This is a genomic window from Microcoleus sp. A6-C6 (assembly GCF_036705955.1).
GTDB lineage: Bacteria > Cyanobacteriota > Cyanobacteriia > Cyanobacteriales > Microcoleaceae > Microcoleus.
Map to the genome: position 1 here is coordinate 20,396 of NZ_JAUBVR010000028.1, position 14,076 is coordinate 34,471.

The following is a 14,076-nucleotide window of genomic DNA, read 5'->3' on the forward strand; positions in this document are numbered from 1 at the left end:
AATTATTTAAGGGCGATCGCACTTATTTCAAACCCGAATCTATCTCCCCTAAAAGCCTCTGGGCATCCCCGCACAAAGCATCGTGACAGCAACCATTACTCGCCAACAATCCCCCCCACTGACTGACATCTCCCCGGTTATATTGCAAAGCAGAACCATCAAAACGAGTAAATCGGCCGCCCGCCTCCGTTAAAATCAATTCCGGCGCCGCCAAATCCCAATCCTTCGGCGCAGACTTGCCGGAAAGCGCAATATAAACATCAGCTTTTTGTTCAACAATCGTCGCAATCTTACAGCCGATACTGCCCACAGCCAGTTGATTTTGACAGGGAAATTTGTGCAATAGTTGATTTAGGCGATCGTCCCGGTGACTGCGACTTGTTACTATAGATAAATCTGCCACCATATTGCGCGCAGAAACCTGCAATTTCACCGCAGAACCCCCGCGACTTTCCCCAAAAGTACCAGCATCCCGAATTGCGTAATAAATCTTTTGTTGTTCCGGCCAAGCCACAACCGCTAATACCGGTCTTCCCTCAAACGCTAAAGCAATGTGAACGGCAAATTCCCCCGTCTTGTCAATAAAATCGCGCGTTCCATCCAAAGGGTCAATAATCCAAACCCAAGATTGAGGTAAAGAAACTTGACCGCAACTATCTAAATAAGACTTATAAGTTTCTTCGCTGAGATAGCCAAATTCTGCATTCCCTAAAGCCGACTGCAATTCATCTAAGATGTAAGAATTAACAGCGACATCGGCCGCAGTAACTGGGCCGTCTTTTTTCTCTTGAATGTCCAGGTTTGGAGTATTGACATCAGGGTGATAGTAGGATTGCAAAATATCTGCTGAACCCCAAGCCACCGCCCGCGCAATTTCGCTTAATTTTTCAAGATTTTTCATTTTTTAAACCGCAGATGAACTGATGTACATACAAAGAAACCATTAATTATAATCAACCCAATTTGTAGGGGCGGGTTCACCAACCATTTATGATGAAAATGAATAATCTCATAAACCCGCCCTCCCCCACTAACAATAAAAATGTACGGTGATTTTATTGGTAAAGTGTTGATGTAAATCCGGGTTGGGATGGGGCGGGTTTATGAGATTATTTGTGATTTTCATAGATATCGGCGAACCCGCCCCTTGTATCTTAAAAGAGTCAGGCGATCAAACCGTAGACCACAGGCTATAGAACCGCAGACACGGTTGTAATCAAACCGCAGACACGGTTGTCGTTGAATTGTAACACGAGTAAAAATAAAGAAACCATTAAAGTTTCTTGCTTAAGGTACATATGACAGTAAAAAGTGTTGTGATCGGACATCAGTAATCGGTGAAGTTGGCCCGCCCCTTAGACGCTTGACAAGTCTGCTGTGTAGATAAGCTCCCATTACTGATGACAGGCGCATACAAAAAAGCACAGGCGGTATCTTAGGCGCTCGTTTTAACGGGACAGCCTGCATTTATAAGGTTAGTTAAATTGCCTGTCATGTTCTTTCATACAAATAGGGAGCTTGGAGCAAACAATGACACCGACATTTTTAGGCATAGATATCAGTAAAAAAGACTTTCATGTCGTTTTACTGAAAGAAGAGCGTGCCTCAAAACCCAAAAAGTTCACGAATGATACCGCAGGATTTGAGAGCTTAAACCAGTGGCTCAAAAAGCAAGGTGTCGAAGAACTTCATGCTTGCATGGAAGCCACGAGCATTTACGGGGATGCCCTAGCTGAATTCCTGTATGAAACCGGCTACCAGGTGAGTGTGGTTAATCCGGCTCGGATTAAAGGGTTTGCTAAAAGTGAACTGTTTCGTACCAAAACTGACTCGGTAGATGCAGCATTAATTGCTCGTTTTTGTGCAGCCATCAAACCGTCACTTTGGAAGCCAACCCCGCTCGAAGTCAAGGATTTACAAGCTTTATTGCGACGACTAGAATCTTTAACCGAGATGTATCAACAGGAAGAGAATCGTTTGGAAACAGCTACAGAAACTGTGGCTAAACTTACGAGAGCTCACTTGGATTACATCAAAGAACAACAAGCAGAAATCAAAAAAATGATTAGCGATCATTTTGACCAACATCCGCATTTAAAACAGCAGCGCGAGCTATTGACTTCGATTCCGGGAATTGGAGAACAGACGGCTGCTGTGTTGTTAGCTGAAGTTGGTCGGATTGAAGATTACAAAAATGCCCGTCAATTAGCCGCTTATGCAGGTTTAACCCCCTGTGAGCGCAGTTCAGGAACTTCTGTGCGTGGCAAAACTCGTTTGTCATGTACGGGAAATGTCCGGCTGCGAAAGGCATTGTATATGCCTGCCGTGGTGGCAATGCGTTGTAATCCTTTGCTCAAAGCCGTGAGTGAGCGATTATTGGGTCGTGGGAAGGTCAAAATGCAGGTAATTGGTGCGCTTATGAGGAAGCTGCTACATTTGGCTTTTGGGATTTTAAAGTCCCAAAAGCCTTTCGATCCAACTTATTTACTTGCTACCCCTTGACAGATCAAGACAGTATCTACGGAATTTTGGGATATTTTTTGTGAGGCTATATCGCCAATCAAAACAGAAAAAGGCGAAATTTGTAGGGCGGGTTCACCAACAATTTATGATGAAAATGAATAACTTCATAAACCCGCCCTCCCCCACCAACAATAAAAATGTACCGTGAATTGATTGGTAAAGTGTTGATATAAATCAGGGTGGGGGATGGGGCGGGTTTATGAGATTATTTGTGATTTTTATAGATATCGGCGAACCCGCGCCTACGAATTTTGGGATATTTTTTGTGAACAGAACCCCATCCTACGACCAATTAATATGAGGATATTTCCATTCATAATAATTGGGAAACACAAAATTAGTAAACGAAACCGAAATACTCACCTCCAGTGATTTTACATGATGCCACCAACCGACAGGAATAAATATAACTTCTCCCGGTTCCAAAATTACCTCAATGATTTTTGCATCTCTGTAAAGCGGATATTTGTCATAGTCAGGATTTTCGCCGTCCACCTTGCTAAAAACTCCGACATGATTGTAAAGCAGAGGTGTTTGTTGCGGAGAAATCAATTTAATCAACTTGCGTCCCGATACCTGTGCTAAAACTAAGTTAACTGGGTCGTGATGCAGCGGCGTAATTGTACCCTTCGGGCCGAACCAAAAGAAAACTCTGCCTTTTGTATCGCCGGGAGTCAGGTATTCTGGGAAAATTTCAAAGTCGTTAAATAGCGATTTAAATTCTTCTCTTTCCAGAGTTTGATTGTTCGCAACCATGTAGCAGTCGTTGCTGGGGCCACCGTTGACGACCATATCTATATACTCGCGGAATAAAACAGTTTTTTTATGGTTGTGTACCTTAATTTCGTAATCCGGGTCAGAGTTGCGGTTGGCTTGAATTTCTACCTCTGCATCTCCGTATTTTTGCTGCAAATACTCCGGTGTCCACAACTGCAATGCTTTCCAGTTGTGCATGATATTGGTAATAATTACTGGAGTATTTTTGGCGTAGTAATTCTCTAAGAAATACTCTCTGGAAAGGCTGCTTTTGCGTTCGATTGTGCCAAACTTGGAAGATAGTGCGGCTAATTGATTGTTGATGTTGAGTTGCGATTCCAGTTTTTGCAGCAACTGTACGTATTGACTGCCTGCTTGGAAGTAAGGATGAGATGATATGGCCGTCACTTCTGCGGTTGCTGTTTCGGCATCAATACCTGTATTTATTAAGCCTTGAATGATGTCTGTATCTGGTAGATTTAATAATTTGTTGGCCGCTACCCACTGTTTCAAGTTGTCGGGAACTTCTGGTTTGCTTGGCGCTGTTGCGAGTAGGTTGGGTAAGTTTTGCGTCAGCCATTCTAGATTAACCTGTTGTTGTTCTGTTAGGGTAATCCGCAAGGGGGGAAGTGTGATGGTTAGGGGTTGGGTGTCAGGCATGATTCGAGGGTTTTGTTTTGGGGTAGTTTTGTTTGGCTTGCAGGTGTTTGACTAATATAGCAATCTTGTTTGTATTTGTGGATTTTTTGGGCGAACCGCGAAGACGCAAAGGGCACGAAGGAAGAAAGGAGAGAGTTGATATGACTATTTTAGCTTAACAAGTGTTGTCTGTTTCTGTTTTCTATGTGCGATCGCTTTTTTCCGGATATTTGCGTTATTTTAAGGTTAAGGTTGAATGTTTTTTATCCATTGGCGGGTTCCGAAAGTTTTGCAGGAATCGGAAGCTATTTTGGCGGCTGCGGTGAGGGCATTTGTAAAGTTGTCTTGTAAAATATAGTGACAGAAAGCGCCGTGAAAAATGTCGCCTGCGCCTAATGTGTCTGCGGCTTGAATTTGAGGCACTTCTAAACTGCCGAAACTGCCATTGCTGAGGTATTTAATCGGTTTTTCGCCGCCTGTGATGGCAATGTGGGGAATTCCGGATGCTGAGAGATAAGCAAAGACTTGTTGGGAATTGTTGCAGTCGGGGGGATGAAAGTTATCGGAACATACGGCCCATTTAACGAAGGGCAAAATTTCTGCTAATCCGGGTTTCCAACTCCCGCCATCTAGGAGGATGGGAATGTTTTTTGATTGGGCGAATTGAGCGATTTTTTGGGTGGCTGGAATTTGGTGTCCGTCAAACAGTATGATATTAACTGAGGTTAAAATGTCGGGATTAATTGCTTGGCTGTCAACCTGGGATTTAGTCGCGTTAATCGAGATTACTGCCCGATCGCCCGTTTGTTCAGTTACAATAATCGAAGAGACTGGCGGAGAGTGCGATCGCCCTGGCTGCAAATCGACTATCCTGATATCATACTCCGCTAAGTCTGCACGAATCAATTGGGCGATCGCGCCAGTGCCCAAAACCCCCGCCAACACCGCCGCATTCCCCAAACAGCTAAAAGCAACCGCAGCATTTGTCGCCGGCCCGCCCGCCACAATGGTAGAATCAACAGCAACAACCTTCTGATTTTCACCCGGAGGCTTCTCGGCCAAATAAATTAAATCCAAAGTCGCCAATCCCAAAAACAATCCAGTTTTCATATCCGCATTAATCCGCGTACATCTGCGGTTAAAAACTCCAAATTATCAAAATGCAGCCAAATCCTAACACAGGAACACTTTACATTGTCGGAACCCCGATCGGCAACCTCGAAGACATGACATATCGCGCCATCCGAATTTTACAAACAGTAGACTTCATCGCAGCCGAAGACACCCGCCACACAGGGAAACTTTTACACCACTTTCAAATCAAAACACCCCAAATCAGCTATCACGAACACAACCAACAGCAGCGACTCCCCGAATTAATCGAAAAACTGCAGTTAGGAAAAAGTATCGCCATAGTAACCGACGCTGGAATGCCGGGAATTTCTGACCCCGGATACGAATTAGTCAAAGCCTGCGCCGATGCTAACATTAACATTATTCCGATTCCCGGCCCCAGCGCCTGCATTGTTGGGATAAGTGCATCGGGATTACCTACAGACAGATTTGTATTTGAAGGATTTTTACCCGTCAAAGGTCAAGAACGCCAGCGGAGTTTAGAAAATTTGCAAATAGAATCCCGCACTATTATCTTATACGAATCTCCGCACCGATTGCGGCAAACTTTACAAGATTTAGCAAACACCTTGGGAACCGACAGACAGATTGTGCTAGCGAGGGAATTGACAAAAATGCACGAGGAGTTTTGGCGTGGTAGTATCGAAAGTGCGATCGAACTTTACACCAGTCGCGAACCCCAAGGAGAATTTACCCTAATAATTGCAGGTCTGCAAACAGACGCACCAATTTTCTCCGAAGACGCCATCAAAGCGGAATTACAAACATTAATAGCAGAAGGCATCAGCCGTTCCCAAGCCAGCCGCCAACTAGCCCAACAAACATCCCTCCCCCGCCGCCAAATCTATCAACTCGCCCTCACAATTGGCGACAATGAATCACTCGAACAACCATTAAATGACTCGTGAATAACTCCCTCTTCTCCTCCTCTGCGCCCTCTGCGCCCTCTGCGGTTAAAAAAGAAACTCAATAATCATACTAATAATTCTATGGTACGCGGAAACTACGATCGACAAAAACCCTATTTACGCAACCCCCACATCAACAAACCAATCGCCGAAATCTATGCAGACTTAGACGCCTTTACCTGGGAGATATTTGAAGACCAACCCCACCGCTTCGATACCGTCAGTTTCTACGTCTTGCTTCCCCCGCTATTTTACGAAGGAAAATTCATCAAAGGGATATATTTCAGCGAAGGAGTCGAACTCATCAACAAACTATTTCCTCAACTCTCCTCAGCATTTTTCTCCTTCACCTATTCGCCCGGAACTTCCTATTCCTGGGCACCGGTAGCCGATGCTTATTCCAGTTTATACAAAAACCCGCAGCGAGATAAGTGGTTTCGCGAGACTTATGCCGATCGCGCCAACAAACCGATCATACCACTGCAAGACACAGACTTCATCAACGAATACTTAATTTCTCCCCGCAACGTCCCCGCCAAAGACATCGACCTCCTCGCCGTCGCCCGCATTTCCGAAGAAAAAAATTTGCCAATAATTGCCAAAGCATTAAAAATTTACCGCCAAAAATATCCGCAAAAACCAATAAAATTAACAGTAGTCAGCGGCCACGAATTTGATATTAATAACCTAAATACTCTCGACGAACTCGCCTTAAAAGAATGGCACCAAGTAGAGCAAATTTTAGGCAATCCCTTCGACTATATTAATTTACTGCCGAGAGTTGACTACTACAGCGAAATGTCTGTATATTATTCGCGCGCCCAAGCTTTCGTCCTCGGTTCCCTTCTCGAAGGCAAAAACCGAGGAATTACCGAAGCAATGAGTTGCAACGTACCAGTAATTTGTTTTGAAGAATTCAATCAGTACGCCAGAGGAAACTCACCTGTTTTCCCAGAAGGTGCGGGACTTTACGCCAAATTCGACCCGGAATCCTTAGCCGATACTATTTATACAGTATTGGAAAATCAAACCGAATTTAAGCCGCGATATCAGTATTTAAAGCATTGCGGCCGCAAGAACTTTTTTAACACTTGTATAGACAGTTTTCCTTACTACCAGCATAACATTCCCGACTACAAACCGGGAGCAGCATTTAAGAATTTTTGGCTGGATTTGGCGGTACAGCAAAATTATCAAATTAGTTTGGATAGTTTTTTGTATGGAGGTTCTTCATTGTCTCATATTCGCGGCATAAATACGATTCGGCAAAATCTGGGCGAGTTGACAAAATTTTTATGAGAAGATGACATATTGCAAAACTAGATCGAGTTATCATACAGGAAATACAGGCAAGCGTGGATATCAGCCAACAAAAAGAACAATTTAGTAACACCTACCTGCAAGCCATCGCCACCGTTGCAGGCTATTCTATTTACAAACCCTCCGTAGACGACGACAGCGTAGACTGGGGAATAGCAGCCAAAGGAGGAACAGGTCGCATCCGAGCACCGCGCTTAGAATTGCAGTTAAAATCGACATCAAGAGATGTTCGAGAAAATAACTTGATCCGCTACCCCCTCAAACTGAAAAACTACGATGACTTAAGAATGGATGACTTCGCCATTCCACGAATTTTAGTTGTCGTTTTAATCCCCGAAACAATAGAAGACTGGTTAACCCAGTCGGAAACAGAAATCTGCATGAAGGAATGCGGATATTGGATATCTCTGCGGGGAATGCCAGAAACACAAAACACCACCGCTGTCACAGTCACGATACCCAGAAAAAATCAATTTACAGTCATCGCCCTTCAGTCAATTATGGAGGGGATTAGCCAAGGAGTTCAACCATGAAAGTCACCGTAAAAGATAGCGAAATCCCCGTCGAAACAGTAAACCTAAATCAACTTAGAAATTACCTGCAAATTCACGGGTGGCATGAAGACCAACCTTTCTTAGAAAATGCCACTCTTTGGCACAAACCAGCCGCCGGAGAGGACTTTGAAATATTACTCCCCAACCAACAAACTCTCGGAGATTATGCCGCCCGCATCCGCGAGGCAATTCAAATCTTAGAAATCGTAGAAAATCGCACTCAAATTGAAATTTTAGCAGACTTAATTACTGGGCTTCCCAATACAACTATTCAGGGAGTCGTAATGCAAATTCACACGCCCAACGCCGACAAATTAAGTGGCGAAATTACCTTACTCGGCGTGATTGCGGACAAACTGCGGAAGATTCAAACCGAACTAGCAGACAAAGATTATATCCTCGCCATCAAAGCTTATCAAGAACGCTTACCTTTCGTCTGTACGGGAGATTTAATCAAAAAAAATCAAACCTTTATTCTCAAAAATCCCCACAACTTTATCATAGAAGACCGGGCGGTTGAAACCGCGTCTACACAAACAAAACCCGCCTCCGCGGGTTGAAGAACGGGCGCTTAAAATCAAGTTATTTTCATCAGTCCGCGTCGGCGGACTTCGTTTTTGTAGACGCGGTTTCAACCGCCGTCTTATCTATTTTAGAAGGCAGAAATATCCGCATAAATCTTTTTTGCCAACATCCTAGCCAAATTAACAGGTACGGCATTCCCAACCATTTTATAGCCGTCAGCAATATATTTGTACTTAAAAATAAAGTCATCCGGGAAAGTCTGAACTCTCGCACACTCTCGCACAGAAAGCCGACGGTAAGGCTGAGGCGAATTAGGGTCAAAAATGCGTTTGTCCTTGCCAACTAAAATCATTTTACTAGCTTGAGGGTGCAGAGGTGCGTGTCTGCCGCTTGCCTGAATTGTAAACGAAGGTTCACCCCAACTTCTGACTCGATTCCGCGACATATAAATGCTGGAAAAACCCAAATCTGCACATTCGTGATTCGCGACAGAATCGTGATACTTATCTAGTTTACCATGAACTAGAATTGGTTCAGCCTGTAAATCAAAAATCGCATCTTGCAGCGTCAAAAAATCGGTTCCAGGTTCGGGAAACTCAAAACCCAAACCCAGATCATCCCGATAACCGATAACAATCACCCTTTGTCTATCTTGCGGCACACCAAAGCTTTTAGCATTCACCAACTGGAACGAAACCCGATACCCAATTTCCTCAAACTGCGATAATATATAACTGAAAGCATCCTTATTTCTGGGCGCTAAAATACCCCTAACATTCTCAGCCAAGAAAAACAAAGGCTGCTTGTCCCGCACAATTCTGATATACTCCCAAAAAAGCTGACCGCGAGAATCATCAATCCCGCGTTTTGCACCCGCCGCACTCCAACTTTGACACGGAGGCCCACCGATAATCCCAATACAGTCGGGAATTTCATCAGAATTAATTTTTCTGATATCTCTTTTATCTAACAGAGTTTCAGAATGGTTAAATTGATAGGTATCCCAAATAGACTTATCATATTCATTCGCCCAAACCGGATTAAATCCAGCCAAGCGAAAACCCAAATCCAATCCACCGCAACCCGAAAACAAAGAAATAATATTCATATTTATCAACATCTATCTCTTTTCTTCCTTCGCGGCCTTTGCGCCTTCGCGGTTCGTTAAAAAAAATCTAACTCGAAAACAAATATAACACTGATCATCCTCAATGAATGCAAACTTCATCCTCCAATCTTATCAACACTTCGGCGTACACCTCGGCTTAGAAAGAATTCAGCAACTCCTCGAAAAACTCGACAACCCCCACCAAAAAGTACCCATTATCCACATTGCCGGCACAAATGGCAAAGGTTCCGTTTGCGCCTATCTTTCTTCCGTACTAACAGCAGCAGGCTATCGAGTCGGGCGCTACACATCCCCGCACTTAATCGATTGGACAGAAAGAATTTGCATCAACCAACAACCGATTTCTACAACAGCATTGCAGCAGTGTTTAGAAAAAGTTGTCAGCGCTGCTGAAGGTAATACCGAAACACCCACTCAATTTGAAATAATCACCGCTGCAGCTTGGCTGTATTTTGCAGAACAAAAAGCAGATATTGCTGTCATAGAAACCGGATTGGGCGGTAGATTAGATGCGACTAATGTTTGCGAAACTCCCCTTGTTAGTGTGATTACTTCTATCAGTCTCGAACACTGGCAAATCCTCGGCCCTACTGTCGCCGATATTGCTGGGGAAAAAGCCGGAATTATTAAATCAAAGTGTCCGGTAGTTGTCGGAGAATTGCCAGAATCTGCTAGAAGAGTAGTAGAAAAACGCATTCAAGATTTAGACTGTCCGGCAATTTGGGTAAAACCAGCGGTAGATTTAGGAGAAGGATTTGCAGAATACGATCCCAATCCCGAAATCAGCGTTAATTCGCGTCCATCTGCGGTTAAAATAAGATATCAATTGCCATTGTTGGGCAAAATTCAATTAATGAATTCGGCGATCGCACTTGCGACTCTCCACACCCTCAAAAACCTAGGATGGCAAATCTCCCCCACCGCCATCGCCGACGGTATCGCCAAAACCCAATGGCCCGGAAGACTCCAGCAGACAACTTGGAAAAACCGCAAAATATTAATTGACGGCGCGCACAACCCTGCCGCAGCTATTGCGTTGCGTGAATATGTCGATCGCCTGAACAATCACCCGTCACCGATTAACTGGGTAATCGGCATTTTGGCGACGAAAGACTGCGATGATATTTTACAAGCATTACTCAAAAAGGGCGATCGGCTTTACCTAGTACCCGTACCCGATCAAAACTCCGCATCCCCCGCAGAATTAGCAGCCATTGCTGAAAATATCTGCCCCAAATTAACAATTTGTCAAGCCTTCCCAGACTTAACAACAGGTTTAGATGCTGCCGTTGCAGATGACAATTTAACAGTGCTCTGCGGTTCCCTTTATCTAGTCGGCTACTTCCTGCAACAACAATCTCAATTTTAAACTCATTCTGCCTGAAGATTAATTTTCGAGTAAACTGGGAATGGTAATTCATAGAAACTGGATTTATTGTCATAATATCATGTCCCCGATCGCGGAATAGGAGAATAGAAATAGCTAATTATACAAACAGACTTCTCCCAGGGGAAGGCGCAGTTGGGTGTTACGGAGACCTGCTTAAAGCTGGATGCAGAGGCGATAATCTGACACCACATCACATTCCTTCTAATGGATTCATGGCAGCAAAAGTTCCTGGTTACACGAGAGAAATGGGTATTGCTATAATGATGGAACACCCCTTGCCCGGTAAAGGAGGTCGTCATCGCCAGACTATCTCTTACGGACAATCCCCCAATCTCAGCTTGTTACCAAGAGAAGCACTAGCTAGAGAAATTAGCGATGCACGAGTAATTTATCGCCGTCAGGGACTTTATACGCCACAAATTAGGCGCAGCTTACAGCAAGTTATCCAGTTAAATAAGTTAGGTTGGTTAGGCGTTTTTAAAAAGAGAGGAAATAGCTGATGAAGGAAAATAGCTGGATTAGCATTTTGGACGCTAATAAATTAATGCGATCGACTGAAGAAGTAACAGCTTTTGAAAATGCTTTAGCGGAAGTCGCTAAGCATCATGAGAGCGAACAATTACCAGATTTACATCTGATTTTAGATGATCGCTGCCAACAGCCAGAGGTCATGTTTAGCCTAATTCATTTTTTAGAATCTTTTGAAATGGAACAGCAGTTACAAGCATTTATCAGTGTCATCCCACAATTAATTATTTTTGCCTCTGATTGGACAAGAATACTCCACAGTCGCATTCTGAATGATGAGGCTGCCTGTCGTTTGTATAGAAATTTGTTACATTCAATTAACACTCACAGTCCCCATTTTATTCGACAATTGCTCGAAGAAAGTGCTACCTATCAATTGACGCATCAAGATTCACCGATTGAGCTAGCTGTACAAGTTAATTACCGCTGATGAATATTTAGAAGTACGCGCGAGCGAAGCTATCCCGTAGGGAATCGCTCTTTTTTCCTTAACCTTGTGTTTCTTCCTCAGTAAAAATAGGAGGCCACAATTCCGAAATGGGCAATTCCCAACCGGGAACAAGCTCTGGTATTGTTAAAATATCGCCATTTCCTAAAATAGTCGGTTCGCCAGTCGATCGATAAATAGTCACTGTTTCTTCATCAGGATCGATCAGAAGTCCGACAACCGCCCCCAACTCGATAAACTTCAAAACCTTGGTTTCTATAGGCTTAATGCGATCGCTTTGAGATTTAATCTCAACCACCAAATCCGGGACAAGTTCACCAAAATAACGCGGACTTTGGCGCAAGCGGGCCGCGCGCACAAACGAAACATCCGGCGCTTTGATGTTTGTATTCGGCATGATGAAACCGCCTGCGGAGTCAAACACTCTCCCCAACCGACGGGGATTTACCCAAACGAAAAGAAAGGCGATGAGACGGCTACTGATTTCACTGGATACGATGTCTGATGGCCCCATAACTGAAAGTCTCCCGTCTTCTAGTTCAATTTTGTAATCTAAACCCGCTTCGGAAAAAAGAGTTTGAACTTGGTTTAAATCTTTGACTGTCATTGCTGTCATAAAACTTGCTCCTATTCTAGGCTGAACTTTGATTTTAACACAAGTCAAATTTCTGAATATTTTATTAATTCAGGCTATATTCGTACAAATCATCAATCAATCTGCATTGATAAAGGCGATCGCACGGAATAAATAAACCCGGATTCTGGGATGAGCGATCGTTCTGATCAACAAACATTGACCTCTAAAATAGTCGAGATTGACTTATCCAGACTTTTCCTCCGACTCCGCCTTGTGAAGATGCGGTAATTTCATCATTCGATAATAACTTAAAAGCTTATATATATGGCGGCACACATTCCCATTATTTAATAATACGTCAACTGGCAGCAAAAAACAAGGGGCGAGAGTAAAAAAAATTAATGCCTAATGCCCAATGCCCCATGCCCAATTTTTGTTACAATACAAGTGAGTTTAGAAAAATTTAGAGATAGAAGTTTATGAGCAGCCTTATATCGGTGCAAACGCTAATTGAATATATAGAAGCTTTGCCAGCCCAAGAGCAAACTTTACTATTTGACGAGCTTTTCAGACGAAACATCATCAAGCAGCGTCAGGAAAACATCGATTCTTCTACAGTCAAGGTAGCTGGTGAGTCGGCGATCGGGCAAGCACTAGAAAAGTTAGGCCCGGAAAACACCAAGCATAGAGTAAACATGGTCAAATTTTTTGCCGCGCTTCAAGAAGCAGACCCGATTATCTTTGGAAAAATAGAAAATCCGCGCCAGGAAAACACCAAGCAGATAGTCAAGACAAAAACACTCTTAACAGGTAACGCTACCTGCGACATTCGCGCAGCCGATCGCACTAACTTTGGGGGCGACTTCGACAGCTCAACTGCTCACATAATCATTAAAAACGAATCAGACAGAACAGTCAGTGCAGCGTTGCTGGGATGGCCCGAATGTAAAGCTTTTGGCCAGACGCGATCGCAAGCACTGCAAAACCTTCACGATTTAGTAAATACCCAGCTAGCCGAAGCAGAAATCGTCTCTGTCAAACTCACTTCTAGTCGATCGAACAATCCTTGGGTGAGGTTAGCTGGTAAGTATGAAAACGATCCGCAATACGATGAGGTATTGGCACACATAGAAGAATATCGCCGCGAACTCGATGCAGAAACCGAAGCTTATTATAGTCAAATTGACGCTGCGGTTGAGACAAAATGAGCCGATACATACTTGATACGGATTGTTTCTCCCTTTGGCAAAAGAATCATCCAATGATGGTGCAGCGGGTCGAGGTTAACGCAGAAAACCTTGCTGTAACTATCGTAACCGTAGAGGAAGTAATTCGCGGCTGGTTCAATGTTATCAGACAGGCTTCGACACCTTCGCAAGCGAACAAATTAGTATGGGCTTACACCAGCTTAGGGGATACATTAGATGATTTCAAAAATCTCAACATTCTGAAATTTGACCAGAATGCTTTCACTATTTACACCGAGTTCCCTCGTCAAATAAGAGGTATCGGCACGCAAGATTTGCGGATTGCTGCTATTGTACTTGCTAATAATGCTATCCTCGTTACGCGGAACAACCAACATTTTTCGCAAGTGCCTGATTTAGTGCAGGAAGATTGGACAATTCAACCTTAAAAGCAAGGG

The 14,076-nt window shown here is 43.6% G+C and carries 15 protein-coding genes; 10 read left to right on the top strand and 5 right to left on the bottom strand.

Annotation, left to right across the window (positions count from 1 at the left end; translation table 11 throughout):
• Positions 1-22: 22 nt before the first annotated feature.
• Complete coding sequence (locus QUB52_RS13485) at positions 23-901, bottom strand: 3'(2'),5'-bisphosphate nucleotidase CysQ family protein (RefSeq protein ID WP_332973362.1); 879 nt, start codon at positions 899-901, stop codon at positions 23-25.
• A 629-nt stretch (positions 902-1,530) separates the two neighbouring features.
• On the opposite strand from QUB52_RS13485, the gene QUB52_RS13490 reads away from it, so the two are divergent.
• On the top strand, positions 1,531-2,502 hold the full coding sequence (locus QUB52_RS13490) for an IS110 family transposase (protein WP_332973363.1): 972 nt from the start codon (positions 1,531-1,533) through the stop codon (positions 2,500-2,502).
• Positions 2,503-2,805: 303 nt separating this feature from the next.
• Here QUB52_RS13490 and QUB52_RS13495 read toward each other — a convergent pair whose 3' ends face one another.
• Complete coding sequence (locus tag QUB52_RS13495) at positions 2,806-3,939, bottom strand: cupin-like domain-containing protein (RefSeq protein ID WP_332973365.1); 1,134 nt, start codon at positions 3,937-3,939, stop codon at positions 2,806-2,808.
• Positions 3,940-4,164: 225 nt separating this feature from the next.
• Complete coding sequence (locus QUB52_RS13500) at positions 4,165-5,028, bottom strand: sugar kinase (RefSeq protein WP_332973366.1); 864 nt, start codon at positions 5,026-5,028, stop codon at positions 4,165-4,167.
• A gap of 50 nt (positions 5,029-5,078) precedes the next feature.
• Here QUB52_RS13500 and rsmI point away from each other — a divergent pair, with 50 nt between their 5' ends.
• The 4 genes from rsmI to QUB52_RS13520 all read left to right on the top strand — a co-directional run bounded on the left by rsmI (position 5,079) and on the right by QUB52_RS13520 (position 8,394).
• Positions 5,079-5,960: a 16S rRNA (cytidine(1402)-2'-O)-methyltransferase gene (gene rsmI, locus QUB52_RS13505; protein WP_332973367.1), complete on the top strand. Its 882-nt coding sequence runs from the start codon at positions 5,079-5,081 to the stop codon at positions 5,958-5,960.
• 81 nt (positions 5,961-6,041) lie between these two features.
• On the top strand, positions 6,042-7,259 hold the full coding sequence (locus QUB52_RS13510; RefSeq protein WP_332973369.1) for a glycosyltransferase: 1,218 nt from the start codon (positions 6,042-6,044) through the stop codon (positions 7,257-7,259).
• 56 nt (positions 7,260-7,315) lie between these two features.
• The gene (locus tag QUB52_RS13515) at positions 7,316-7,813 is read left to right on the top strand and encodes a DUF4365 domain-containing protein (RefSeq protein ID WP_265238587.1); all 498 of its coding nucleotides are present in this window, start codon (positions 7,316-7,318) and stop codon (positions 7,811-7,813) included.
• Positions 7,810-8,394, top strand: coding sequence for a hypothetical protein (locus QUB52_RS13520; protein ID WP_265238588.1), 585 nt, complete (start codon positions 7,810-7,812; stop codon positions 8,392-8,394). Before QUB52_RS13515 ends, QUB52_RS13520 begins: the two co-directional genes overlap by 4 nt.
• A gap of 92 nt (positions 8,395-8,486) precedes the next feature.
• On the opposite strand, the gene QUB52_RS13525 is transcribed toward QUB52_RS13520, so the two are convergent.
• Positions 8,487-9,467, bottom strand: a complete 981-nt coding sequence (locus QUB52_RS13525; RefSeq protein WP_332973370.1) for a DNA cytosine methyltransferase — start codon at positions 9,465-9,467, stop codon at positions 8,487-8,489.
• 103 nt (positions 9,468-9,570) lie between these two features.
• Between QUB52_RS13525 and QUB52_RS13530 the strand changes: the two genes are divergently transcribed.
• From QUB52_RS13530 to QUB52_RS13540, 3 genes are all read left to right on the top strand, one after another.
• Positions 9,571-10,857 (top strand): bifunctional folylpolyglutamate synthase/dihydrofolate synthase, encoded by a 1,287-nt coding sequence (locus tag QUB52_RS13530; RefSeq protein WP_332973372.1) that lies wholly within the window; start codon positions 9,571-9,573, stop codon positions 10,855-10,857.
• A gap of 233 nt (positions 10,858-11,090) precedes the next feature.
• A complete protein-coding gene (locus QUB52_RS13535; protein WP_332973373.1) occupies positions 11,091-11,378 on the top strand; it encodes a hypothetical protein in 288 nt (95 codons plus the stop codon).
• Positions 11,378-11,836 (top strand): Imm30 family immunity protein, encoded by a 459-nt coding sequence (locus tag QUB52_RS13540; protein ID WP_332966417.1) that lies wholly within the window; start codon positions 11,378-11,380, stop codon positions 11,834-11,836. The genes QUB52_RS13535 and QUB52_RS13540 overlap by 1 nt, the downstream gene beginning before the upstream one ends.
• A 58-nt stretch (positions 11,837-11,894) precedes the next feature.
• Here QUB52_RS13540 and QUB52_RS13545 read toward each other — a convergent pair whose 3' ends face one another.
• Positions 11,895-12,470 (bottom strand): Uma2 family endonuclease, encoded by a 576-nt coding sequence (locus QUB52_RS13545; RefSeq protein ID WP_332973374.1) that lies wholly within the window; start codon positions 12,468-12,470, stop codon positions 11,895-11,897.
• Positions 12,471-12,910: 440 nt separating this feature from the next.
• On the opposite strand from QUB52_RS13545, the gene QUB52_RS13550 reads away from it, so the two are divergent.
• Together QUB52_RS13550 and QUB52_RS13555 are read left to right on the top strand one after the other, a co-directional pair.
• Positions 12,911-13,639 carry a hypothetical protein gene (locus tag QUB52_RS13550; protein ID WP_265239206.1) on the top strand — a complete coding sequence of 243 codons (729 nt, stop codon included), beginning with the start codon at positions 12,911-12,913 and terminating at the stop codon, positions 13,637-13,639.
• Positions 13,636-14,067 (top strand): type II toxin-antitoxin system VapC family toxin, encoded by a 432-nt coding sequence (locus QUB52_RS13555; protein ID WP_332966421.1) that lies wholly within the window; start codon positions 13,636-13,638, stop codon positions 14,065-14,067. Before QUB52_RS13550 ends, QUB52_RS13555 begins: the two co-directional genes overlap by 4 nt.
• Positions 14,068-14,076: the final 9 nt, after the last annotated feature.